Below are 24,919 nucleotides of genomic sequence, written 5' to 3'. Positions count from 1 at the left end.
ACTCGTATTGAGTCTGGCTATAGAGATAATCTATCTATTAATGATTTTTTATTGGTGCTTGAAAGCGTTTTAGTCTTAGTGCGTTACCTAATACAAACACACTGGAAAGTGCCATAGCACCGGCAGCAATAATTGGTGAAAGCAGCATGCCATTAATAGGGTAAAGCATGCCTGCTGCTACTGGAATTAATAATGCGTTATAGGCAAATGCCCAGAATAAATTTTGTTTGATATTACGAATGGTTGCTTGGCTTAAGGCAATGGCATCAACTACACCTCGTAAATCACCAGACATTAGCACCACATCAGCAGCTTCAATGGCAACATCGGTTCCTGTGCCAATTGCCAATCCAACGTCAGCTTGTGCTAGAGCAGGAGCATCATTGATACCATCACCAACAAAAGCAACTTTGGCACCTTTAAGACTAAATTGTTTTAATGCTTCCACTTTTCCATCAGGAAGCACTTCAGCGGCTATCTCATCAATATCTAACTGTTTTGCAATCGCTATTGCTGTTGCTTTATTATCACCGGTGATCATTGCGACTCTAAGGCCTAAGTCATGTAAGGCTTTAATGGCTTCTGGCGTTGTCTCTTTGATTGGGTCGGCAACGGCAATAATTGCAGCAAGGCGCCCATCAATCGCTGTATACAGCGGGCTTTTACCTTGTTCACCTAACTTTTGGGCTGATGAAATAAAGTGACTGACATCTAATCCAAGTTGCTTCATAAAACGATCAGCCCCTACAGATACCGTTCTTCCTCCCACTTTTGCACTGACACCAAAGCCAGGTACTGCTTCAAAGTTTTCAACTGTTTTGAGTGTTAACTCAGCCTCTTTAGCTGCATTTACAATCGCTTCTGCTATTGGATGTTCGGAATATGTTTCAATTGCTGCGACCAAACTTAAGACTTCGTTATATTCAAAACCTTCAGCTGGAATTAAATCTGTCAACTCAGGTTTGCCTTTGGTTAATGTGCCTGTTTTATCAAGTGCGACAACATTGACATCACGTAAGGCTTGTAAGGCTTCACCTTTACGGAAAAGAATACCCATTTCAGCCGCCCGACCTGTCCCAACCATAATGGATGTGGGGGTTGCTAAGCCCATTGCGCATGGACAGGCAATAATTAATACAGCAACGGCATTAATTAGCGCGAAAGTTAATGCAGGCTCTGGGCCAAAAGCTAACCAAATAAAGAATGTAATTGTGGCAATTAACATCACTGCAGGCACAAACCACATAGTGACTTTATCGACAAGTGCTTGAATAGGAAGTTTAGAACCTTGTGCTTCTTCCACTAAGCGAATAATTTGAGCCAAAACAGTATTTGAGCCAACTTTGGTTACTTTAAAACTAAAAGCACCTGTTTTATTAATCGTGCCACCAACAACGTCAGAGCCAATCTCTTTCGATACAGGAATGGGTTCACCAGTTATCATGCTTTCATCAACGTAAGAATTACCTTCAACAATTTCACCATCAACGGGTATTTTTTCTCCGGGGCGGACAAAAACGATATCACCCATTACAACCTGATCGAGTGGAATTTCTAAGGTTTGATTGTTACGAGATACACGCGCTGTTTTTGCTTGTAGACCCACTAAACGTTTAATTGCTTGGGAAGTATTTCCTTTTGCTTTAGCCTCAAGTGTACGACCTAATAAGATCAAGGTCACAATGACTACGGCTGCTTCAAAATAGATATTTGCTGTACCTGCGGGTAAAACTTGAGGAATAAAGGTTGATACCACAGAATATCCGTAAGCGGCTGCTGTACCGACAGATACCAATGAGTTCATATCTGGAGCACCACGTAATAATGCAGGTATTCCTTTTTGGAAAAAGCGTAAGCCGGGGCCAAACATAACAATGGTGGCAAGGATAAATTGAATATACCAATTTAATTGTTGGCCAAGTATTTGTGTCACCCAACCATGTACACCAGGAATAAAATGCGATCCCATTTCAATGATAAAAACGGGTAGGGTGAATATTGTGGCAATAAGTAATGCACGACGTAATGAGCGCTCTTCTTTTTGGCGACGCTCCTCACTGATATCACGAATATTATCTCGATTATCTGATAAACGACGTGGTTTATATCCAGCATGTACAACAGCGGCTTCTAAATCAGTGATAGATACTACACCAGATAAATGACGTACACGAGCACGCTCTGTGGCAAGATTAACGGTGGCTTCTAATACACCAGAAACTTGCGATAATGCTTTTTCAACACGACCAACACAAGAAGCGCAGGTCATTTCTTCAATCGCCAATTCGGTAATTTCTTCTGGTACTTTATAACCAGAATGCTCAATGGCAGTAACGGCAATGATAGGATTTGGCGTGTTAGTAAATGTGATATCAGCACGTTCAGTGGCTAGATTCACAACGGCATCTTGTATTTCAGGCACCGCTTTTAATGCTCGTTCAACACGACCAACACATGAAGCACATGTCATGCCTTCCACAGGTAAGCTCAGCCGATTGGCAGAGGATAACGTTGTCTTCGTATTCATTAAAATTCCCCTCTTAAATATGGTATGAAATAAAGCTTAGGCTTTACCATTAGGGGAAGGTCAAGGGTTGTATGTTAATTTGTTTTTTACAGTTTTGAACAATATTTTATTTTTAATTCAAATAATTATGTTTTCAAAGACTTTTGGAATATTAGAAAATGCAATTTTATAGGGGGAGAAAGGGCTAAAATGCAGAGAGATAAAAACCCCGCTTATTGTAATAACAAGCGGGGTTGGCTTACAAAAGAATAGGCATTACTCTTTTATCAGGTATCTATTACTTTTCAGAAATAGATGATTTTGTGTTTACAGTCTCATTGACTTTAACGGGGGATTTTAATGATAAGTCACCACCTGCAAGTTGTTTCACTAAATCAACGGCTGATGATTTAAGATCAAGATCTGCACCCGCTTCATAATGATGGCCTTCAATATTATTTAATTGAACGTTGCTACCACCTAAATCAACTTGTCCTTGCTCGCTTTTCACTTCAGCACCTGTAAGTTTAGTTGTGCCACTTACATTTAATGAAATGTCATTTTTGCTTGTTAAGGTTGAAGTTTGGGCAACTGCATCATTATCAATATGAGAAACTTTGATATCGGCATTAGCGGTATGACCTTCTGCGCCAGTAACGATATTTTTGATACTGTTACCTATTGTACCAACACCTTTATCAATTTTTTCTTTTGTCTCACCACTGATACCGGTTTTATCTGCAATAGTGGAAGAAAGAGAATTGTATTTATCAGAAATAACATCTGTTGCAGATTTAATTCCTGAATCAATAGTTTCTTTGATCGTATTTTCTAACAAGGATCCACCAGCTTTTGCTGTTTTATCAACTTGGCTAGATTTAGGATCATTGTTGTGGTTGTAACCCACATTTACATCAACATTAACATGACGGTTGCTATCTTTTTGGCTAGTCACTGTAAAGTCACCACCAATATTGCCCGTTACATTATCTGCAGAAACATTTGCACCAGAAAGAGCGAGGTTTTTATCGCTATTTACAGTTAATGTGCCTGTTTCTACGGAGGCATTTTGGTGAGTAGATTTTTGTTGATCTTCAACGTTTACTAAAACTTTGCCACCAATATCATGGATTGAGGTGGCTGGATTTTCTTCTGTCACTTCTTTTGGCGTGGTATTGGTTTGTTTACCATTTAAAGAAATATCAGTACCCCAATTGTTTTTGTAATCAGTTGATTGTGCTGATGTGAGTGTCGTATCTCCAGATTGAGACGTTAATTGTGTATCTTTGCTATTAACTTTAGTGCCTTGAAGACTAACTGAACTACCATTAACAGTTAAATTACCTTGGTTAGCGATTGTGCCACCTTCACGCGAGACGGTTTTTTCATCTTGCTTACCAATAGCAAATTCAGCGCCACCTAATCCATTGACAGAAGACGATTTTTCTTCCATTTTTTGGCCAAATCCTGCTTGTAATCCACCAGATAAGTTCTTACCTGTTTCAGTACGTTGAGATTCGGTAGCTTGGAAATCAACTTTGTTAGTTGCAGTCAGAGCAACATCATTTTCGCTGGTTAAATGAGTACCTTGTAAAGTCAGATTATGACCTGAATTTAACTCAATACCCTGAGAGCCATTTACTGAACCTGCTTTCGCTGTTGTCTGATCTTTTTGATGATTAGCACCACCTGCATTAAAGCCACCACCGTAATCTTTACTGTCTGGTGTTGTACCTACTTTCAGGTTTGCACTACCATTCACGTTATGTTGACTTTCAGAATGAGTATCTGTTGCTTGTGCAAGCGTTAAATCACCGCTAGCATTAATAACAGTTTTGCCATCTTGAGCATCAAACTTAGTGCCTTCATAATGTGCATCTTCGCGTACATTAATATTGATATTGCCAGCAGAGTTAAACTGGCTACCATCAGCTTTCGTTGTGGTTAGGCTTGTGTCAGAGGTTTTACCTTCACCTTTAATCGCTACGGTAATGTCGTTGCCAGTTTTTGTGCTGACGCCAACTTGACCTCCTCCCGTTGTTTCGTGGAAGGACTCTTGATGTTTATTTTGTGTCGCTTCACTGGTGTGAGTGTTAGCCGTTAGTGCAATATCACCTTGGGTAGATTGATAATGAGTTCCTTGATCATGTAACGTTTTATTGCTGTCAGTATTAATTTTACCCGCAGTAATTGATGTTGAAACCGCTTGGCTATCGTTTTGTGATTTTTGACTACCACCACCTTTAATACCGACTTCAACACCGACATTAGGTGCTTCTAAGTTACTTAAGTTAGCAAGATTACCAATGGCATCTTTAAAGGTAATTTTTTTATCTAAGTCGGTATTATTACCGGGTTTAGCTGTATCAATGCCATCTTCAACCGCTTTTTTAATTGGTTGAGTAACACCACTGTAATCAAGATTAACACCTACATCGACACCGATATTTAAGGTATCTGTTTTAGATGTTGCACTGTCATTTACAGCAAGGTGATTGATATTTTCACCTGATTCTTTATACACACCGTCAACTTTGTGTGATGCGCCTTGATGCGTCACATCATTATTTGCAGTAATGGTTAAATCACCTGCAACTTGAGTTTCGCTACCTTTATTTTTGGTGATCTCAGTTGTTGTATGCTGTTTATCATATTGGAAATCAGCTTTACTACCGATTTTATCAACACCACCAGTGTAGCTAAAACCACCTGAAATGGTTCTATCTGTACTGTCTGTTTCTTTTTTGTTTTCTGTTGAAACAAAAGCAATATTGTCACCAGAAACAGTGGCATTACCTGCAGTTGTTTTTAAATCAGAGCCTGCAAAAGTAACATCTTTATCTGCTTGAACTTTAACACTGCCACCACTAATAGTAGATCCTACTTGTTCAGTTTCAGTGCTGTTGTTTTTATTGGATGTATGAGTGATATGAAAACCTGCGCTATATTGCTTGTCTTCAACTTCTTTAGCATGACCGGTGATCTCTAATGATGTTTTTTCATCATTGATTTTTGTGATTTGCTGTGCAGATTTAACGTTGATGTCACCTAAAGACTCAATACCTAATTCATCGGCACTTTTAATTAAGCTACCAATTACATTAACATCTTTGCCACTGACCACAGTTAATTCTGCATCAGAAACTAATTCACTACCGGTTGAATGCTGTTGGTTAGTTTCATTCTTGTGGGAGTTTTTAGTGATGTTAAATGCAGTACCTGTACGTTCATCTGTTTTAGTGATGGTTTCGCTAATCGCATTATCAATAATAACATCACCTTGAGTCGTTTTAACAAAGGCACCTTGATTGCCCTTTACTTGACTACCTGTGACTTTGACACTGTTATCTGCTGCAAGTAACAGTTGTCCGTCAGCCGTTAATTGTGTTGAATGGCTGACTTCTTGTTTGTTGTTATTATTCTTATTATTACCACCGCCGATACCACCCCAAACAACATGATTGTCGGTTACTGTTTTATCATTGTTAGTCTTTTGAACATTAAGATTGATGTTCTCTTTAGCATTAACGACAACATTCTCATTAGAATGTAATTTTGCACCTTGAGCGGTAACTGAGCCTTCAGCATTTAAGCCTAGCGTTTTACCTGCGGTCAGTTCGCTGGCTTTTAAGGTTTCTGTTTGATGGCTATTGCTCCAACTACCTGTCTCTAGACGAGAAGTGTGGTTACGTTTATAACCATTTTCACTGCGATTTTCTTTTTCAACTAATCCATTGATATTAATATCTTTATTAGCATTAATTGCCAGAGTGTTACCTGCATTAACTTTTGCACCTTCAAGAGTGACATCACCTTGAGTTGCAGTTAGTGTGGCATTGTTCTTAGCATCAATATGGCTACCAGCTTGTTGTACCAATTCTTTTTCTTTAGTGACATCATACTGCCAAGAATAGAACCAGCGATTGTCGGTATCAGTCTCTTTTTGTTGTAGCTGTTTGCCATCAACAGTTAAATGAGCGCCTTGTAATAAAATATCATCACCCATTAAATCAGAGGCTTTGATTTGGTTTTTATTATCAGCAATTAATGTGATGTTTTTACCTTTTAACTCTGTTTTTGTCAGAGTTTGGCTTGAACCACTGTTATTAACTGCGATACCACCACGGTAATTTTGGTAGTTTTCACTGCCATCTTTGTCGAAATTATCGTAACGAACCTGACTATCCGTTTGAATATTATCAGCTTTTACGCTTAATTCATTATCAGAAACGAATTTACCTGTTAACTTAACACCACTTCCTTCTGCGGTATTAATAATACGAATACGACCAGATTGCATGCTTCCGAAGAAATAGCTATCTAGTGCAGAAGTTGGTTTTTGGGATGAAAGAATATCAAAACGTTGAGAGAAAGTATTTTGTCCTGTTAACGCTGAAATTTCAGCAGCAGTTATTTTTCCTTTACTATCAATACGTGGTGCAATTAAATCTAAAAGACCCGGAGCATATAAACCGTTTTTACCAATAGAAAGTAAATTGGTGTTATTAAGTGTGCTATATCCTTTTAACTCACCATTTTCAAATAGTGGATTACCCACGACTAAAGAAGAACGGCTTGTATTGATAAAACCACAACCATCACAAGTAATGCCATTTGGGTTAGATAAAACATATTCCGCAGCAATACCAAAGACTTCTTGCTGACCTAATAAGAATGATGGGTTACGACTAACAACCTCATTTAAAATTAAAGAAGCGGCTTGCCCATTTAAATTACTGTTGGCATTTAATTGCCCAGCAAGTTGTGATTGCCCAGCTTCTAAGGCGTTGTTAAATACTGCACCAGGTTTGCCTACATTAAAATCTTGATATTGGTTGTGAGAAATACCTTCACTATTTGGTGTAACGATATTAATGACTTGAGTACCACCATTGACTGATGAAACATTCGGTCCTTGAGTGCCCGAATCAGGAACAATACCGCCAGCATATGCATTTAATGATACGAAAATAATCGCTAAAGATGCAGCAAGCCTACCCGAAGGAGAGAGCTTGAAATTTTTTGAGTTCATAGAGTTTTCTCCGTTTATTGCTATGAGTGTGAATCAAAATAAATATGAAAATCTAACTAACACTTGAGTAGGGTCTTTGGTTTTATTGGAATTCGTTTGGTTGTAAAGCAAATGCCCCTTAGCGACTTCGATATCGAATTGTGCTTTTTGATATTGAAGATTTAAGCCTGAACTTAGTCCATAACCACTACGCCATCCTTCATAGTTGCCATGTTGTTGAACACGACCTGCATCTAGGCCAATTCGAGGGGTGATTGAAAAGGTATTTATTCGATAAGGATAAGAAAGGGTATTACGTAAATATCCTCCGTTATCACCAGAAAGTGTGCTTTGGTCAAAACCACGGATTGCATTTTTATCAGTTAAACTGAGCCATTCAACTCCGGGTAAGGTGTCAGGGCTGTATTGACCAATGAAAGCGCTATTGAATAAAAATGTAGGATCTGATAATGAAAAACGATGTTGCCAATTGGCAAAAAGCTTAACTTTTGTAAAGCGATAGTCATTACCACTCCCATTAGCAACATGAGGTGATCCGTCTGCACCAAACCAACCAATGGCTTTTTCTGCACTTAAATTCACACTCACAACGCCGTTGGAAATAATGTGTAAATGGTTGATGCCTAGCTCTACGGTAGTGAGTGCTGGGCTACTTAAATCTAAGCGGATTTGGCTGAAATAGTTACGTATTCGTTTATGTGTTACCTGCATGTTTAAGGTATCTATCTGTTTTTGACTACGATAAAAAGCGTAATCCCCCCTTAAACCTATTTGTGTGGTATTCCCGGATAAACGTACTGTACGTGTCTGTAATGATTGATGAAATTCGTACTCCGAATAGCTACCAAAAGTACTGAATGTCAATGCACCATAAGGTAAAGAATAGAGTAGGGTGTAAGCACGATTAAAACGTGTATTTGGGTTGTCTGTGGTGATGCTAGCATTTAAGCTGACAAAATCGGATAGCCCCAAGGGACTGTCTAAGCTTGCATTTGTTCGAACTAACCAGCGTCCTGAGTTTTTTTGCCCATAGTTATCACTTGAAATATTCAAGTGCCAAGGCGCTTGGCGCTGATTGGTGAGCTGAATAATTGAGCCACCTAATTGCCTACCCGGTAATATATCGAGTTTGACTTTATTGGATTGTAAACGGTTCGCTTGATCAAGCCCCTGATCAAGCTTTGACAGTTTTAACGGTTCTCCTTCAACATGAGGAAAAAGTAAAGCTGTGTTAACGCCTCGATCACTGCCCTGTATTTTTTCAATAAAGCCTTCAATAACATATAACCCAAGCTGTTGTTCTTCATTAGGTCGTAAAAATTGGATCCTAGCAGTGATATAGCCATGTTGAAGGTAGCGTTGAGTTAACTCTTTGACTAATCGGTTAACGTCAGCACTTTTTATACATTGCTCTGGTAATGGTGTTAATGAATCAAGATCTTTTTCATTGAGTAAGGTAATTCCTTGAACATAAACACCATTAATAGGCAAACAATGTTCTGATTCAGTAATAAATGTGGGGGTAGGTGAAACCTCTAATGCATTTTCTTGAAGTTGTTGATAGCGATTTTGTTCAATAAGTTGATTTATTTCACGTTGGCTATCTTGTAATGCGCGCCTCGATTCTCCCATCGAGCCTAAATAACCGGCGTCATTCGCTGTTAATCCACTGGTTGAAAATCCACTTAATAGTGTTAATAAAATAACTTTTTTTCTCATTTTACCTCAATATAAAGGTATTAATTCAAATATAAATAATATGACTTAAAAATAGTAAGATAATAATTAATGTTTTTATATTATCTTTAATTTAAAAATAATAAACACCACGCACTCTCAATATGAAAATAAATTTAAAATCGACGAAATAAAGATAAATTTTTATTTCTTCCAATATAAAATATCGACATAACTAATATGATTGATATCACCAAAAGAATTAATCAAACAAATGATTTAATTGAATGTTGTCTATGGTATTGATTTTCATGGTTATAATCTACCGTGTTATTTTTCTCTCTGTTTAACTTAACATCGATTTTTCTGTGTTAATTAATAAAATTTTATTTTTTCTTAAGAGATTATAAATAATGAGAGGATGTTCTAGTAAATGAAGTAATTTAAAGTAATCACTTTTCATTTGTTATTTTTAAGTTTATTAATGTTGCATTATGAAATAAAAATTCCATGAATTATTATTTCATTTTAATGAATAAAATAGGATTTATAAAAGTAAAGATATCATGTTTTTATTGTTAAATAATTAATCATGATTAAAAGTAAGGTTGTTGGGATTTTATTTTAATATTATGAAAGTGTAATATGAATACATGTATTACAACTTAATGATGCCAATAAAAATTTAAACTATAAAAAATAGTTTATTAAAATTTGAAGTAAGTGATAGTGATCACGTTAATATATTATTTGTCATAAATAGTGTGATAAATATCCAAAATATACTATTGTTATATTACTAATCGTGTTTAACTGTTATATAAATTAGCATGTAAATTGTACTATTTCCTGACTATAAGGGTTAAAGTATGTTCTCATCATTTAATGTTTTGATAATATTAAGAGGTTTCTTCAGATTGAAGAAATGGTTTAATATTGATTCTGAACTCGCCTTCTTCTTTCCTGAAAAATAATCCTTTTTTATATCCATATAAAATAATTTAATACTCTTTTTCCGTTTAATTTAAATGGGAAGATTATTTTATTTATTCGTAACTTTATAATTTAATATATATTAAAGGTATTATCATGGCTAAAAGAATTGTAGAACCATTCCGCATTAAAATGGTAGAAAAAATCCGTGTTCCTTCAAGAGAAGAACGTGAAGCTGCATTAAAAGAAGCTGGTTATAACCCATTCTTATTACCAAGTCATGCCGTTTATATAGATTTATTAACAGACTCTGGTACTAACGCAATGAGTGATCATCAATGGGCTGCGATGATAACAGGTGATGAAGCTTATGCCGGTTCAAGAAACTATTATGATTTAAAAGACAAAGCCAAAGAGCTATTTAATTACGATTATATTATTCCTGCTCACCAAGGTCGTGGTGCTGAAAATATTCTTTTCCCAGTATTATTAAAATATAAACAAAAAGATGGAAAAGCGAAAAATCCTGTTTTCATTTCTAACTTCCATTTTGACACAACAGCAGCTCACGTCGAATTAAATGGCTGTAAAGCAATTAATATTGTTACTGAAAAAGCATTTGATTCAGAAACCTATGATGATTGGAAAGGCAATTTTGATATTGCTAAATTAAAAGAAAATATTGCTAAGCATGGTGCTGATAACGTTGTTGCGATTGTTTCAACTGTAACTTGTAATAGTGCTGGTGGTCAGCCTGTTTCAATGGATAATTTAAAAGAAGTTTATGAAATCGCCAAACAACACGGTATTTTTGTTGTGATGGATTCAGCTCGTTACTGTGAAAATGCGTATTTTATTAAACAGCGTGATCCGAAATATAAAAATGCCACAATTAAAGAAATTATTTTAGACATGTATAAATATGCTGATGCATTAACCATGTCAGCGAAGAAAGATCCATTGTTAAATATCGGTGGTTTAGTCTCTATTCGTGATAATGAAGAAGTCTTTACATTAGCGAGACAGCGTTGTGTACCGATGGAAGGTTTTGTCACCTATGGTGGTTTAGCGGGTCGTGATATGGCTGCTATGGTACAAGGTTTAGAAGAGGGTACAGAGGAAGAATATCTGCACTATCGTATTGGTCAGGTACAATACTTGGGTGATCGTCTACGTGAAGCAGGTATTCCAATTCAATATCCTACTGGCGGACATGCTGTTTTCGTTGACTGTAAAAAGCTAGTACCGCATATCCCTGGTGACCAATTCCCTGCTCAAGCGGTCATTAATGCCCTTTATTTAGAATCTGGTGTTCGTGCAGTTGAAATTGGCTCATTCTTATTGGGTCGTGACCCTGCAACAGGTGAACAAAAACATGCAGATATGGAGTTTATGCGTTTAACCATTGCTCGTCGTGTCTATACTAACGACCATATGGATTATATTGCTGATGCACTTATTGGCTTAAAAGAGAAGTTTGCAACGCTTAAAGGTCTTGAGTTCGAATATGAACCACCTGTATTAAGACACTTTACTGCTAGATTAAAACCTATCAAATAAATAATACTCCACAATAATAATGGCTCTCGTGCAATGCGAGAGCCCTATCCTTATTTCAGTAAGGACTAAAAAATGGAAAATAAGTCGGTAAATAAAGAACCCTCAATTATTGTAGGGGGATTTGTGTTGGGCGGCGCTATGATCGGTGCGGGAATGTTTAGCCTCCCAACAATAATGTCTGGCGCTTGGTTTATTAACTCACTCTTTATATTGTTTATTGTTTGTTTTTTTATGTTTCACTCAGGAATATATATTCTTGAATGTATTTCAAAATATGGGGCGGGAACAAACTACTTTCATATATCAAAAGAGTTATTGCCAAAATGGGCCTGTTATCTTGCTAATGCATCTTTAATATTTGTATTATATATATTAATTTATGCTTATATTTCTGCTGCGGGTTCGATTATTTATGAGGCGTCATCATTATATGGCATTAATCTAAACCTGAGAGCAATATTTTTTGTATTTACTATCGTGCTTGGAGCAACAATATGGTGGGGAGGCGCTTGTGCGAGTCGCTTAACTTCCATTTTTTTATTCATTAAAATTGTTCTATTTGTATTGGCTTTTTCTGGATTGTTTTTTAAAGCAAGTGGCGACTTATTATTTAGCGCAACTTTTGAAGGGAAAAGCCAGTTATATCTTTATCCATTTATTTTTATCATTATTCCTTATGCGATAACTTCATTTGGATATCATGGAAATGTTTGTAGTCTTTATAAGCTTTATCATGAAAATGAAAGAAAGGTTGTTAAGAGTTGTGTGATTGGTTGTGTTTTAGCACTAGCCATTTATTTACTTTGGATGATTGGTACTATGGGGAATCTACCCCGTGAACAATTTATTACCATTATTCAAAAAGGCGGTAACTTAGATGCCTTTATTGATTCGTTATATACCGTCTTGAATAGTAAATATATTGAAGGTTTTTTATTATGGTTCTCAATTAGTGCCGTATTCTGTTCATTCTTAGGGGTAGCGATTGGTTTGTTTGACTATATTTTAGCATCACTAAAATTTGAAGATAACAAAACCGGACGCTTAAAGTCGGGTGTTTTATGTTTCACACCACCTTTATTGCTCTGTTTGCTTTTCCCTAATGGTTTTTTAATTGCAATTGCGTATGCAGGTACGGCGGCTTGTGTCTGGGCAATTATTTGTCCTGCAGTTATGGCACTGAAAGCGCGAGAAAAATTTCCCAACTCAGGTTTTAAAGTGTGGGGCGGTAAAGGGTTAATTTATTCTGTTATCGCTTTTGGTGCTGTAGGCATTATTTGCCAAACATTAGCACAGCTTGGTTTCTTGCCTATTTATCGTTAATTAATCGATATAATCAAGGAAAGAAAACCAGAGTAGCGCCATTGGATATACGTTATAATAACGTTAAGTTGTTATAATAACTGGACTATTCAATAGGTTGTCTATAATGGATAAAAAAAAGCTACATATTGCTGCGGGTATTATTTGTGATCAAAACAATAATGTCTTTATCACCCAACGCCCCCTAAAATCACATATGGGGGGATTTTGGGAATTTCCGGGAGGGAAATTAGAAGATGAAGAAACTCCTGAGCAGGCATTAGTGCGTGAGTTACAAGAGGAAATTGGTATTGATGTAACCCAGTGCTCGCTTTTTGAAACGGTAGAGCATGATTTTCCAGATAGACATATTACATTATCTTTTTTCTTAGTAACTCAATGGGATAATGAGCCATACGGTAAAGAAGGGCAAGATTCAAAATGGACTTCTATCGCATCATTAAATGCTGATGATTTTCCACCGGCTAACCGCACAATTGTGGCATTGTTACAAAATAAAAGTAGATAAACGAATATAGTAATAAATAAAATAGCCACTCCAATGAGTGGCTATTTTTTATATTCTTAATCGGAATATTAAAAATCTTTAATCTCAGGTTGTGGAGATTCACTCCAGTCGTCACTGTCATTAATATCGCTTTGGCTTGGAATACGTTTTGATTCGTCAGCCCATTCACCTAAATCAATAAGTTGGCAACGTTTGCTACAAAAAGGGCGATAAGGGCTACTTTCATTCCAAATAACTTCTGTTTGGCAGGTTGGACATTTCACAATTAATTCTTCGCTCATTATCTCTCCTAGATTTCATTGGCGCGATAGGTGTTCATGGTGATCAACACAATGTTAGCAACAAGCAATCTCAAAGGGTAGTTCTAGCGGTATTGTTCCATTTTCACTATCAAGTGGTAAGAATCGGATCGCGTAACGATTTTTATGGCCAGATACTTGAGGGTAGATCTGGTGGTCAATGGCGATTTTAAGACGTAGTAGTTCACCTTCTTCAGCACTATCTTGGTAAAAACCACGATGACTTAACGCGGGTTTAAAAGTATCTGATTGGCGAATAAGCGTTAGTAAGCTATTCAATGCATTTTGTAATGGTAACAAGCCTGTCATCCAGTTTTGTAATCTTTCATCACGGATGGTTTGAGGCAAACTTAACCATAAATGCAATGCAGGTACATCAAAATTACAGCATCCTCCTGGGATACTTAGGCGCTGTTTGACTAAACTTATTACTTTATCTTGTTTTAAATGCTGCCCAATTCGCGGAGCTTGACTTAATACCGATGCATTTTCGGCTAGTTCATTAATAATTTGTGTGACAATTTCTTTATCAACATTAGGGAATGATAGCCATTGTTGTAATTTTTTTTGTCTTTTTTCTAATTCTTTGAGTAATTCAGCACGAATTTCACCACGATCAAGCACTTCAATAAATTCTGATATCGCGCGGAAAAAAGAGAGTGCGGTGGGTAACGAATCGATTGTACGAAAACTATTAATTTGAATTAATGAGTTTTCAATTCTAAGCCATGAACGCATTTTTTCATTTAGGGGATGTTCGAAGATGATAGTTGTGATGTCATCACTCATGGCTGTTGTCCTGTAACGCTTGTTGAGCTAATTCTAAGTAATGCTGATGGAGTTGCTTAACTTTGCCAATTATATTTTGGCTATTATCGTGATTTTCAATAATATCATCAGCGGCGGCTAATCGTTCTTGTCTTTGAGCTTGTGCCTTTAAAATATTGAGCACTTGTTCTCGGCTTACGCCATCTCGTTTCATTGTTCTTGCTATTTGTTCTTCTTGTGTAACATCAACGACAAGAACACGAGAGGCTAAGTGAGTTAATTTATTTTCAATTAATAAAGGAACAACCCAAATAAAATAAGGGGTTTTAATTTGTTGTATTTGTCTTTGAGTCTCTTGCTGTATCAGGGGGTGAAGAAGATTATTGACCCAGTTTTTTTCTTCATCATGTTGAAAAATAATCTGGCGTAGCTGAGCTCGGTTTAATGAACCATCAGGCAATAAAATGCTGTCACCAAAATGTTGATGTAACGCATTTAGCCCAAAGGAATGAGGTTCTACCACTAATCGAGCAATAACATCAGCATCAACAAGAGGTACACCTAATGAGGCAAAAGCATTAGCAATAGTGGTTTTACCACTACCTATTCCGCCTGTAAGAGCAACCGTATAAGCCATTGTGTTTATCTATTTTTAATGAATTAAAATTTGCTATTAGTTTGGATATTCTAAAGCCTAATTTTGTTTTTATCACAAGATAATAACCGCAATATTTAGGTTTTATTCGGTTATTATGATAGGTGATTTTCTGCTACCCTAACATCCTACCTCATAATCAGTAATAGAATTATCATCAATCAATTACTTAGCGAGAAAGATCACAATAGCATATTACTCATAAAATTTGTGATTCATTGTATAGTATCACCTAACTGTAATATAGGAAGATACATAGCCATAATTAATGTACCAATAATCGATGCAATTATCGCCATTAACAGCGGCTCTAACCATGTACTGATAGTATTTAATTGTTCTTCAAGCTGATGATAAAACCAATCACTTAATTGCTGACAAAAATAGAGTAACTGTCCTGAGTTTTCTGCACAAATGATAAATTGGTGGCAAATAGGAGGAAAGTAAGATGCATTTTTCATAAATAAACTTAATGATTTTCCTTGCGTAATGTGTTCACTCATTTGTAATAGCTGACGTTTATAAATAGGATGTGTAAGTTGTTCTATAATAATCGTTAAGCCTTGTAATAATGGTAATCCAGCTTGTTGTGTAATACTTATTATTTGAAAAATAAGATAGAGTTGATGGTGTTTTAATAGCGTGCCGAAATAAGGTAGGTGAAGGAAAATAGTTTGTTCATAATAATAAAATAACGGCGAGTAATGGCGAATAAAATGATAAAGCAATATTAGCCCAATGAAGAAAATAAGTATTATAAAAATATAGTTAGAAAACCATTGGGAGAAAGCAATTAATGCTAAAGTTAAATCAGGAAGCTCGGTATTAAAGGCACTGTATAAGGATTGATATTCAGGTAAAACGTATAACAACATAATACTGGTAATAGAAAATAGAATAGCCAATAAAAAAAGTGGGTATTTAAAAGATTTTTTAATCTTATTAACTATTTCTTGTTGTTTTTTTAATTGTGTTATTTGAAGTGTTATGACTTCATTTAATTTTCCGCTTTCTTCACCAATAAAAATAAAGCGCACTAATGAAAGTGGAAAATAAACGGGATAACGGCTTAACTGTTTTGATAATGTGCCACCTTGCATTAAGTTAAAAATAATATCATCTAATACACATTGCCAATGAGTATAACGACATTCATTTTTTAATAACGTTAAAGCAGGTAAAAGAGCTAAACCTGAGTGAAGTAATAATGCGAGTTGTTCAAGTAATTGAATACGATATTTTTTATCACTTTCTTGAAATATCATGATTTTGTATAAACGTATTTTTATGGGGATTTTTTGTTGCTGTATTAATTTAATAAAGACATCATTATTTGATGATGCGAGAATGTTTCCTGAACACCATTCGCCTTGATAACTTAGTGCAACGTAACGATAAACTTGCTGTAATCTCATTCAATATCTCCCAGAGTTTGATAAACCTCTTCAAGTGTTGTTATTCCTTGTTTAATTAATAAAATACCTGAATGGAGTAAATTATAGGGAGATGCATGTGCTTGTTTTGTTGGTTCAAAACAGTCATAGATTGCCGTTCTTCCTTTATAACCGGAACTACATTGTTGGCAACCTATTGCTTGCCAGTTCGGCAATTCAATGATTTCTTCATTAATATTAATCTGTTTTTTATTGGGTAAGCAGGTTTTACAATGCGAGCATAAACAGCGCACTAATCGCTGTGAAATAATTAAGCTAATACAAGAGTGAATAAGATCTTTTGCAATACCTAAATTGTGTAGGCGCATTAAGGTGGTATTTGTGGAATTAGTGTGCAATGTGGATAAAACAAGATGTCCTGTTTGTGCTGTTTTCATTGCCATTTCAGCAGTGGAGGGATCTCGAATTTCACCCACCATTATAATATCAGGGTCTTGACGTAATAATGCGCGTAGTATTGTAGTAAATGTGATCCCTGCTTTTTCACAAATCTGAATTTGATTAATACCCTCTAATGGTAATTCAATGGGATCTTCAACACTATTTATATTACGGTTATCTTTATTTAAATAATGTAAGCAACTATATAAAGTTAGTGTTTTTCCACTACCTGTTGGGCCTGTGACTAAAATCATACCTTGCGGTAAAGTTAAATATTTTTTTAATAGTGTTAAATGAGATGGCTGAAATCCTAAATAGTTTAAATCTGGTTGTTGGAGGTTATTGATAAGGCGTAAAACGATTTTTTCACCATAAAGAGTGGGAAGTGTCGCTATTCTTATTGAATAATTTTTCTCATTATAAGACCAAGTAAATTGTCCATCCTGAGGTAATCGTTTTTCTGTAATATTTAAATTAGCCAATATCTTTAAACGTGTCACTATTTCTTCTGAGAATTCATTCGGAGGTGGAGAAAATAAATATAAATGGTTATCTATTCTGGCTCTAATTCTAAAGTTGAATTGTTGAGGTTCAATATGTAAATCAGAAACACGCATTAAAATGCTATGGCGTAATAGATGTTCAATAAATTCTGTTGCTGAGTGTGTAATATCCATTATTCACCTTTTTATATTTGTTTTATTTGTGTTGTTTTAATATAGGAACATTCAATACGAATGTTCCCCAATATCCATAATGCATTAATATGATTTGAATATTTCAGTACATTGCTTTTGTAACGTAGTATTAGCGGCAGAGCATAGTGTCCTCCATATGGGAAGATAATCACCCGCACTTTTTTCTAAAGACATGACAATGGTTAGGCCTTCAAGTTGTGCTTTCCCAGTTGCATTAATGACACCATTTAATACAGATACTTCAGAAAGGTATCGACTGCGAAATTGTGGGGGCATAAATGTTGAGTCGGAATCGCAATGGTGAAGTTCATTTTCATAACGACATAATTCAACAGCTGAACGATAAGGGGAGAGCGTTTGCAAAATATCGGTTAAAGCCGCTTTTTGGATATAGCCTTGATAAGCAGGAATAGCGACGGAGCTTAAAATAGAAATAATGGCTATGACAATCATAAGTTCCATAAGGGTAAAGCCATTTTCGGATGAGTGATAATTAAGTGCGTTCATCTAGTGTCCTCCTTGATTAATAGACACTAGAAGTATGAAAAAAAAGGACTTTATTGGCGAATAGATAAAATAAAATTTGAGTAAAATATCGAAAAGAAAACAGAGCTATACAAATTTAACCTTTATTATTGAGAGAAAGTTCGCATTTATTGATGAATATTAGTTAATAAAATTATTGATAATAGCTAAAACACAGTAGAAGAGGGTTGATGTGGAAATTAAACAAGGTTGGCTTATTGATGCAAGAAAAGTACCTTCACCAAACCATGATAAAAGGCCTGAAGGAGAAGTCCCCTCTTTACTGATTGTTCATAATATCAGTTTGCCACCAGGTCAATTTGGTGGGCCTTATATTGATAGGTTATTTACCAATACATTATCAGAGCAAGATCATCCTTTTTTTAGTGAAATAATCGGGTTAAGAGTATCTGCTCATTGCCTTATTCGGCGTGATGGTGAAATTGTTCAATATGTGCCTTTTACAGATAGAGCATGGCATGCGGGCGTATCTTTATATAAAGGTAGAGAAAAGTGCAATGATTTCTCTATTGGTATAGAGCTTGAGGGTACTGATAATTGTAATTTTACACTAAACCAATATCAGCAATTAGCCAAGATAACTCAATCACTTATTACGCTTTATCCTGCCATTAAAGAGAACATAACAGGGCATAGTGATGTTGCACCAAATCGAAAAACAGATCCAGGGCCTCACTTTGATTGGGACTATTTTCATAGTTTGTTAACGAAATAACAGGGTTGCGTGAGTTAATAGTCAATAAAAGTAAATGTTTATTCATTTTATTATTGCTGTCACGCTTCAGTTTGACTGTTTATGTGTTTAAAAAACGTTAAAAAATTTATTTTTAACGTTTCAGTATAATGCGATCCAGTTATCACTTTTGATGAATTTTTAAAATAATTTGTTAAAATTTGCAGGTTTTTATGATTTCGCTCAACAACTGTATGGACAGTTAGTGAATACTTTGTTACTTTATTATCCGTTATATTAAATTGGTATTACCAATTGACAACTCAATCACAAAGGTAATAGTTATCCAATAATGGCTTCCAGCAATATGGCTTATACAAAAATCCGTCAACCTAAGCTTTCTGATGTCATTGAGCAACAGCTTGAGCATCTGATTTTAGAAGGCACTCTGCGTCCAGGAGAGAAACTCTTACCTGAGCGTGAGCTGGCGAAGCAATTTGATGTATCTCGCCCTTCATTGCGTGAAGCTATCCAAAAATTAGAAGCTAAAGGCTTTTTACTTCGTCGCCAAGGTGGTGGAACATTTGTTCAGCATAATCTCTGGCAAAGTTTTAGTGATCCTTTAGCTCAACTGCTTAGCGGACATCCCGAATCTCAATTTGATCTCTTAGAAACGCGCCATGCCCTTGAAGGCATTGCTGCTTATTATGCAGCGTTACGCGGTACTGATGAAGATCTTGCTCGTATCAAAGCAAGCCATGATTGTATTTTGAAGGCCCATGAAAAGGGTGATTTGGTCGCTGAGTCTGAAGCTGTATTGCAATATCAATTAATTGTCACGGAAGCTGCTCATAATGTTGTTTTATTACATTTATTAAGATGCATGGTACCTATGCTTGAGCAGAATATCCGCCAGAATTTTGAGTTTCTTTACACTCGTAAAGAGATGTTAACTGCCGTAAGTGAGCATCGTAGTCAGATTTATCAGGCTATTATTAATAGAGAGCCAGAGGTAGCGCGTGAAGCTTCACATCGCCACTTAGCCTTTATTGAAGATGTTTTGTTGGATATGAGTCGTGAACATACTCGCCGTGAGCGCTCTTTGCGCCGGCTCCAACAACACCCTGATTTATTTTAGTAGCACAGATCCTGACCGCTGAGTCTGTACTACCTATCTCCCTGTGATTTTCAGGGATAGCGGTAATAACAGCAGGGTCTATCTTCCCGTCATATCAAATGGGTATAACGGGAAGATAGACTCCCATAACCATTAAAAACAGATAACAGATAAGGAATACACCATGTCAGATATGCTGAAAAATGACGTGGATCCGATCGAAACTCGCGACTGGTTACAAGCGATCGACTCGGTCATCCGTGAAGAAGGTGTTGAGCGTGCACAGTTCCTGATTGATCAGGTATTAAAACAAGCGCGTAATGGCGGTCTTAATATTGCTTTAGGCGGCTCTGTACACAGTGATTATATCAATACCATTCCTGCTGAAGATGAACCCGCTTACCCTGGCAATCTGGAATTAGAGCGTCGTATTCGTTCTGCTATTCGCTGGAACGCAGTAATGATGGTTCTGCGTGCATCCAAAAAAGATTTGGAACTCGGCGGACACATGGCGTCATTCCAATCTTCTGCAACGTTATATGAAGTGTGTTTTAACCACTTCTTCCGTGCTCAAAATGAAACTGATGGCGGCGATTTAGTTTACTTCCAAGGACATATCTCCCCAGGTATCTATGCTCGCGCATTCTTAGAAGGTCGTTTAACAGAAGAACAATTAAATAATTTCCGTCAAGAAATTGGTGGTAAAGGTTTATCTTCTTATCCTCACCCTAAATTAATGCCTGAATTCTGGCAGTTCCCAACTGTTTCTATGGGTCTGGGGCCTCTATCTGCAATTTATCAAGCTAAATTCCTGAAATATTTAAATCACCGTGGCTTAAAAGATACGACTAAACAAACTGTTTATGCGTTCTTAGGCGATGGCGAAATGGACGAACCAGAATCTAAAGGTGCAATCACCATCGCAGTTCGCGAAAAATTAGATAACCTGTGCTTCGTTGTTAACTGTAACTTACAACGTCTTGATGGCCCAGTTACAGGTAACGGCAAAATTGTTAACGAATTAGAAGGTATCTTTGCAGGTGCTGGCTGGAACGTTATCAAAGTAATGTGGGGCGATCGTTGGGATGAGCTTCTGCGTAAAGACACCTCTGGCAAACTCATTCAATTAATGAATGAAACTCTGGATGGTGATTACCAGACATTTAAATCTCGTGATGGCGCTTATGTTCGTGAGCACTTCTTCAATCGTTACCCAGAAACTGCTGCATTAGTTAAAGATATGACTGATGATGAAATCTGGGCATTAAACCGTGGTGGTCACGATCCGAAGAAAGTTTTTGCTGCATTCCAAAAAGCAAAAGACACTCAAAACAAACCAACTGTTATTTTAGCTCAAACCATTAAAGGCTATGGTATGGGTGAAACAGCAGAAGGTAAAAATATTGCTCACCAAGTTAAAAAAATGAATATGGATGGCGTTCACCATTTCCGTGATCGTTTCAATATTCCAGTTGCTGATGAGCAAATTAAAGACCTTCCTTATATTACTTTTGACAAAGAGTCAGAAGAATATAAATACCTGCACGCACGTCGTCAGGATTTAGGTGGTTACCTGCCAGCACGTCGTCCTCGTTTTGAAGAAAAACTGGATATTCCGACACTGGAAGATTTCAGCCAATTACTGGAAGAACAATCTAAAGAGATTTCTACAACTATCGCATTCGTTCGAGCACTGAATGTAATGTTGAAAAACAAATCTATCAAAGATCGTTTAGTTCCAATTATTGCTGACGAAGCACGTACTTTCGGTATGGAAGGTCTGTTCCGTCAAATCGGTATTTACAGCCCGAATGGTCAGCAATATACGCCTCAAGATCGTGAGCAAGTTGCTTACTATAAAGAAGACGTTAAAGGTCAAATTCTGCAAGAAGGTATCAACGAACTGGGTGCTGGCGCATCTTGGTTAGCAGCTGCAACATCTTACAGCACTAACAATTTGCCAATGATCCCATTCTATATCTACTACTCAATGTTTGGTTTCCAACGTATTGGCGACCTATGCTGGGCTGCAGGTGACCAACAAGCTCGTGGCTTCTTAGTGGGTGGTACTTCTGGCCGTACAACACTTAATGGTGAAGGTCTACAACACGAAGATGGTCATAGCCATATTCAATCGCTGACTATCCCTAACTGTATCTCTTATGATCCAGCCTTCGCTTATGAAGTTGCTGTTATCATGCAAGACGGTTTAGAACGTATGTATGGTGATAAACAAGAAAACGTTTATTACTACATCACTACACTCAACGAAAACTACCATATGCCAGCAATGCCAGCCGGTGTTGAAGAAGGTATCCGTAAAGGTATCTACAAACTGGAATCACTGGAAGGTGCGAAAGGTAAAGTTCAATTACTGGGTTCAGGTTCTATTTTGCGTCATGTACGTGAAGCAGCACAAATCCTGTCTACTGAATACGGTATTGGTTCTGATGTTTATAGCGTAACTTCATTCACTGAACTGGCTCGTGATGGTCAAGATTGTGAACGTTGGAACATGCTACACCCATCTGAAGCACCGCGTGTACCTTACATCGCTCAGATTATGAATGATGCACCAGCTGTAGCCTCTACTGATTATATGAAATTGTTCGCTGAACAAGTTCGTACATATGTACCAGCAGATGATTACCGCGTATTAGGTACAGATGGTTTCGGTCGTTCTGATAGCCGTGAAAACCTGCGTCACCACTTCGAAGTTGATACTTCTTATGTGATTGTTGCTGCATTAGGTGAATTAGCTAAACGTGGTGAGATTGATGTGAAGATTGTTGAAGAAGCAATCAATAAATACAACATCAACCCTGAAAAAGTAAACCCACGTCTGGCGTAAGAGGTAAAGTGAATGTCTATTGAAATTAAAGTCCCAGATATCGGTGCTGATGAAGTTGAAGTCACCGAAGTGATGGTGAAAGTGGGCGACCGTATTGAGGAAGAACAATCCTTAATTACTGTAGAAGGCGACAAAGCCTCTATGGAAGTCCCATCACCACAAGCGGGTGTAGTGAAAGAGATCAAAATTGCTGTGGGCGACAAAGTCCAAACAGGTTCTCTTATCATGATTTTTGAAGCAGAAGGTGCCGCGCAAGCTGCACCAGCTCAAGTAGCAGCTCCTGCACCAGCAGCTGCGCCTGCAACTGCAGAATTAAAAGAAGTTCATGTACCTGATATCGGCGGTGATGAAGTTGAAGTTACCGAAGTGATGGTGAAAGTGGGCGATAGCATTGCTGAAGAACAATCACTGATCACTGTAGAAGGCGATAAAGCTTCTATGGAAGTTCCAGCTCCATTTGCTGGCGTAGTAAAAGAAATCAAAATCGCAACTGGTGATAAAGTGAGCACTGGCTCTCTTATCATGGTATTTGAAGTTGCAGGTAGCGCACCTGTTGCTCAAGCAGCACCAGCTCCAGCAGCATCTGCACCAGCAACATCTGCTGTGAAAGAAGTGAATGTTCCAGATATCGGTGGTGACGAAGTTGAAGTTACTGAAGTAATGGTTAAAGTAGGTGATTCCATTTCTGAAGAACAATCACTTATCACCGTTGAAGGTGACAAAGCTTCTATGGAAGTTCCAGCACCATTTGCAGGTGTGGTTAAAGAGATCAAAATTGCAGTGGGCGACAAAGTGAAAACTGGCTCACTGATCATGACGTTTGAAGTTGCCGGTGCAGCACCTGTTGCTCAAGCACCAGCTCCAGCAGCAGTCGCGCCAGCAAGTTCTGCACCAGCAGCACCTGCAAAAGCACAAGCAACTGCACCAGTAGCAAAAGAAGAATTCGTTGAAAATGATGCTTACGTTCATGCAACACCTGTTATTCGTCGCTTAGCGCGTGAATTTGGTGTGAATTTAGCGAAAGTGAAAGGTACTGGTCGTAAAGGCCGTATCTTACGTGAAGACGTTCAGTCTTACGTGAAAGAGTTAATTAAACGTGCTGAATCAGCGCCAGCGAATGCAGGTGGTGGATTACCAGGCATGTTACCTTGGCCAAAAGTTGACTTCAGCAAGTTTGGTGAAATTGAAGAAGTTGAATTAAGCCGTATCCAGAAAATCTCTGGTGCTAACTTAAGCCGTAACTGGGTGATGATCCCTCACGTAAATCTGTTCGATGAAGCAGATATCACTGAGGTTGAAGAATTCCGTAAACAGCAAAATAAAGAAGCAGAGAAGAAAAAACTGGATGTTAAGATCACTCCGTTAGTCTTCGTGATGAAAGCTGCTGCAAAAGCACTGGCAGATATGCCACGCTTTAACAGTTCTATCTCTGAAGATGGACAGAAACTGATCCTGAAAAAATACATCAATATTGGTATTGCTGTAGATACACCTAACGGTTTAGTTGTTCCTGTTTTCAAAGATGTTAACAAAAAAGGCATTATTGAACTGTCTTATGAGTTAGCTGAAGTTTCTAAGAAGGCACGTGCAGGTAAATTGACCGCTGCGGATATGCAAGGTGGATGTTTCACAATTTCTAGCCTTGGTGGTATCGGTACTACCGGTTTTGCACCAATCGTTAACGCACCAGAAGTTGCGATTATGGGACTTTCCCGTTCTTCTATGAAACCTGTATGGAATGGTAAAGAGTTCGTACCACGCTTGATTCTACCAATGTCATTATCTTTCGATCACCGCGTGATCGATGGTGCTGACGGTGCTCGATTCATCACTCTGATTAATCAGTACATGAGCGATTTACGTCGTTTGGTAATGTAATTATTTAAACCGGTGCTTAGCACCGGTTTCTCTGATTACGATGATGGATTTTACAGTCAT

Annotated in this window: 17 protein-coding genes; 8 read left to right on the top strand and 9 right to left on the bottom strand. The window is 37.2% G+C overall.

Translation table 11 applies throughout. The annotated features are described in order from the left end of the window. Positions 1 to 37: 37 nt before the first annotated feature. From ABN217_RS06910 to ABN217_RS06900, 3 genes are all read right to left on the bottom strand, one after another. Positions 38 to 2,527, bottom strand: a complete 2,490-nt coding sequence (locus ABN217_RS06910) for a heavy metal translocating P-type ATPase (protein WP_196554011.1) — start codon at positions 2,525 to 2,527, stop codon at positions 38 to 40. 277 nt (positions 2,528 to 2,804) lie between these two features. Next, positions 2,805 to 7,538, bottom strand: a complete 4,734-nt coding sequence (gene hpmA, locus ABN217_RS06905) for a calcium-independent hemolysin HpmA (protein ID WP_349459245.1) — start codon at positions 7,536 to 7,538, stop codon at positions 2,805 to 2,807. A 33-nt stretch (positions 7,539 to 7,571) separates the two neighbouring features. Beyond that, positions 7,572 to 9,257 (bottom strand): ShlB/FhaC/HecB family hemolysin secretion/activation protein, encoded by a 1,686-nt coding sequence (locus ABN217_RS06900; RefSeq protein WP_197268965.1) that lies wholly within the window; start codon positions 9,255 to 9,257, stop codon positions 7,572 to 7,574. Between the two features lie 827 nt (positions 9,258 to 10,084). Here ABN217_RS06900 and tnaC point away from each other — a divergent pair. The 4 genes from tnaC to mutT all read left to right on the top strand — a co-directional run bounded on the left by tnaC (position 10,085) and on the right by mutT (position 13,539). Beyond that, positions 10,085 to 10,189 carry a tryptophanase leader peptide gene (gene tnaC / locus ABN217_RS20645; protein WP_071788547.1) on the top strand — a complete coding sequence of 35 codons (105 nt, stop codon included), beginning with the start codon at positions 10,085 to 10,087 and terminating at the stop codon, positions 10,187 to 10,189. Positions 10,190 to 10,304: 115 nt separating this feature from the next. Next, positions 10,305 to 11,708, top strand: a complete 1,404-nt coding sequence (locus ABN217_RS06895) for a tryptophanase (RefSeq protein WP_072069257.1) — start codon at positions 10,305 to 10,307, stop codon at positions 11,706 to 11,708. Between the two features lie 72 nt (positions 11,709 to 11,780). Beyond that, positions 11,781 to 13,031 (top strand): aromatic amino acid transporter, encoded by a 1,251-nt coding sequence (locus ABN217_RS06890; RefSeq protein WP_196554015.1) that lies wholly within the window; start codon positions 11,781 to 11,783, stop codon positions 13,029 to 13,031. A 106-nt stretch (positions 13,032 to 13,137) separates the two neighbouring features. Then, positions 13,138 to 13,539 (top strand): 8-oxo-dGTP diphosphatase MutT, encoded by a 402-nt coding sequence (mutT, locus tag ABN217_RS06885; RefSeq protein WP_196554016.1) that lies wholly within the window; start codon positions 13,138 to 13,140, stop codon positions 13,537 to 13,539. 68 nt (positions 13,540 to 13,607) lie between these two features. Here mutT and yacG read toward each other — a convergent pair whose 3' ends face one another. The 6 genes from yacG to ppdD form a co-directional block, all read right to left on the bottom strand. Continuing rightward, a complete protein-coding gene (gene yacG / locus ABN217_RS06880) occupies positions 13,608 to 13,820 on the bottom strand; it encodes a DNA gyrase inhibitor YacG (RefSeq protein ID WP_196554017.1) in 213 nt (70 codons plus the stop codon). A 54-nt stretch (positions 13,821 to 13,874) separates the two neighbouring features. Next, on the bottom strand, positions 13,875 to 14,627 hold the full coding sequence (zapD, locus tag ABN217_RS06875; protein WP_072069254.1) for a cell division protein ZapD: 753 nt from the start codon (positions 14,625 to 14,627) through the stop codon (positions 13,875 to 13,877). Continuing rightward, positions 14,620 to 15,243 carry a dephospho-CoA kinase gene (gene coaE / locus ABN217_RS06870; protein WP_196554018.1) on the bottom strand — a complete coding sequence of 208 codons (624 nt, stop codon included), beginning with the start codon at positions 15,241 to 15,243 and terminating at the stop codon, positions 14,620 to 14,622. Before coaE ends, zapD begins: the two co-directional genes overlap by 8 nt. A gap of 233 nt (positions 15,244 to 15,476) precedes the next feature. Beyond that, complete coding sequence (locus ABN217_RS06865; RefSeq protein ID WP_197268967.1) at positions 15,477 to 16,676, bottom strand: type II secretion system F family protein; 1,200 nt, start codon at positions 16,674 to 16,676, stop codon at positions 15,477 to 15,479. After that, complete coding sequence (locus ABN217_RS06860) at positions 16,673 to 17,773, bottom strand: ATPase, T2SS/T4P/T4SS family (RefSeq protein WP_231619266.1); 1,101 nt, start codon at positions 17,771 to 17,773, stop codon at positions 16,673 to 16,675. Before ABN217_RS06860 ends, ABN217_RS06865 begins: the two co-directional genes overlap by 4 nt. An 84-nt stretch (positions 17,774 to 17,857) precedes the next feature. Next, positions 17,858 to 18,301: a prepilin peptidase-dependent pilin gene (gene ppdD / locus ABN217_RS06855; RefSeq protein ID WP_196554020.1), complete on the bottom strand. Its 444-nt coding sequence runs from the start codon at positions 18,299 to 18,301 to the stop codon at positions 17,858 to 17,860. A 211-nt stretch (positions 18,302 to 18,512) separates the two neighbouring features. On the opposite strand from ppdD, the gene ampD reads away from it, so the two are divergent. The 4 genes from ampD (at position 18,513) to aceF (ending at position 24,859) form a co-directional block, all read left to right on the top strand. Then, positions 18,513 to 19,055, top strand: coding sequence for a 1,6-anhydro-N-acetylmuramyl-L-alanine amidase AmpD (gene ampD / locus ABN217_RS06850; protein WP_072069249.1), 543 nt, complete (start codon positions 18,513 to 18,515; stop codon positions 19,053 to 19,055). A gap of 325 nt (positions 19,056 to 19,380) precedes the next feature. Further along, the gene (gene pdhR / locus ABN217_RS06845; RefSeq protein WP_072069345.1) at positions 19,381 to 20,151 is read left to right on the top strand and encodes a pyruvate dehydrogenase complex transcriptional repressor PdhR; all 771 of its coding nucleotides are present in this window, start codon (positions 19,381 to 19,383) and stop codon (positions 20,149 to 20,151) included. Positions 20,152 to 20,314: 163 nt separating this feature from the next. Continuing rightward, the gene (gene aceE / locus ABN217_RS06840; protein WP_072069248.1) at positions 20,315 to 22,981 is read left to right on the top strand and encodes a pyruvate dehydrogenase (acetyl-transferring), homodimeric type; all 2,667 of its coding nucleotides are present in this window, start codon (positions 20,315 to 20,317) and stop codon (positions 22,979 to 22,981) included. Positions 22,982 to 22,993: 12 nt separating this feature from the next. Further along, positions 22,994 to 24,859, top strand: coding sequence for a pyruvate dehydrogenase complex dihydrolipoyllysine-residue acetyltransferase (gene aceF, locus ABN217_RS06835; protein WP_197268968.1), 1,866 nt, complete (start codon positions 22,994 to 22,996; stop codon positions 24,857 to 24,859). Positions 24,860 to 24,919: the final 60 nt, after the last annotated feature.

Origin of the sequence: Proteus sp. fly-1067 (assembly GCF_040139345.1) — a bacterium.
Lineage (GTDB): Bacteria > Pseudomonadota > Gammaproteobacteria > Enterobacterales > Enterobacteriaceae > Proteus > Proteus vulgaris_B.
This window is presented reverse-complemented; position numbering and strand designations above follow the sequence as displayed.

Excerpts from the sequence above, each read along its gene's own strand:
- zapD (WP_072069254.1), bottom strand. The coding sequence starts at position 14,627 with ATGAGTGATGACATCACAACTATCATCTTCGAACATCCCCTAAATGAA.
- ppdD (WP_196554020.1), bottom strand. The coding sequence starts at position 18,301 with ATGAACGCACTTAATTATCACTCATCCGAAAATGGCTTTACCCTTATG.
- yacG (WP_196554017.1), bottom strand. The coding sequence starts at position 13,820 with ATGAGCGAAGAATTAATTGTGAAATGTCCAACCTGCCAAACAGAAGTT.
- ABN217_RS06865 (WP_197268967.1), bottom strand. The coding sequence starts at position 16,676 with ATGAGATTACAGCAAGTTTATCGTTACGTTGCACTAAGTTATCAAGGC.
- aceE (WP_072069248.1), top strand. The coding sequence starts at position 20,315 with ATGTCAGATATGCTGAAAAATGACGTGGATCCGATCGAAACTCGCGAC.
- ABN217_RS06860 (WP_231619266.1), bottom strand. The coding sequence starts at position 17,773 with ATGGATATTACACACTCAGCAACAGAATTTATTGAACATCTATTACGC.
- ABN217_RS06890 (WP_196554015.1), top strand. The coding sequence starts at position 11,781 with ATGGAAAATAAGTCGGTAAATAAAGAACCCTCAATTATTGTAGGGGGA.
- pdhR (WP_072069345.1), top strand. The coding sequence starts at position 19,381 with ATGGCTTATACAAAAATCCGTCAACCTAAGCTTTCTGATGTCATTGAG.
- coaE (WP_196554018.1), bottom strand. The coding sequence starts at position 15,243 with ATGGCTTATACGGTTGCTCTTACAGGCGGAATAGGTAGTGGTAAAACC.
- aceF (WP_197268968.1), top strand. The coding sequence starts at position 22,994 with ATGTCTATTGAAATTAAAGTCCCAGATATCGGTGCTGATGAAGTTGAA.
- ABN217_RS06910 (WP_196554011.1), bottom strand. The coding sequence starts at position 2,527 with ATGAATACGAAGACAACGTTATCCTCTGCCAATCGGCTGAGCTTACCT.
- ABN217_RS06900 (WP_197268965.1), bottom strand. The coding sequence starts at position 9,257 with ATGAGAAAAAAAGTTATTTTATTAACACTATTAAGTGGATTTTCAACC.
- ABN217_RS06895 (WP_072069257.1), top strand. The coding sequence starts at position 10,305 with ATGGCTAAAAGAATTGTAGAACCATTCCGCATTAAAATGGTAGAAAAA.
- hpmA (WP_349459245.1), bottom strand. The coding sequence starts at position 7,538 with ATGAACTCAAAAAATTTCAAGCTCTCTCCTTCGGGTAGGCTTGCTGCA.
- tnaC (WP_071788547.1), top strand. The coding sequence starts at position 10,085 with ATGTTCTCATCATTTAATGTTTTGATAATATTAAGAGGTTTCTTCAGA.
- mutT (WP_196554016.1), top strand. The coding sequence starts at position 13,138 with ATGGATAAAAAAAAGCTACATATTGCTGCGGGTATTATTTGTGATCAA.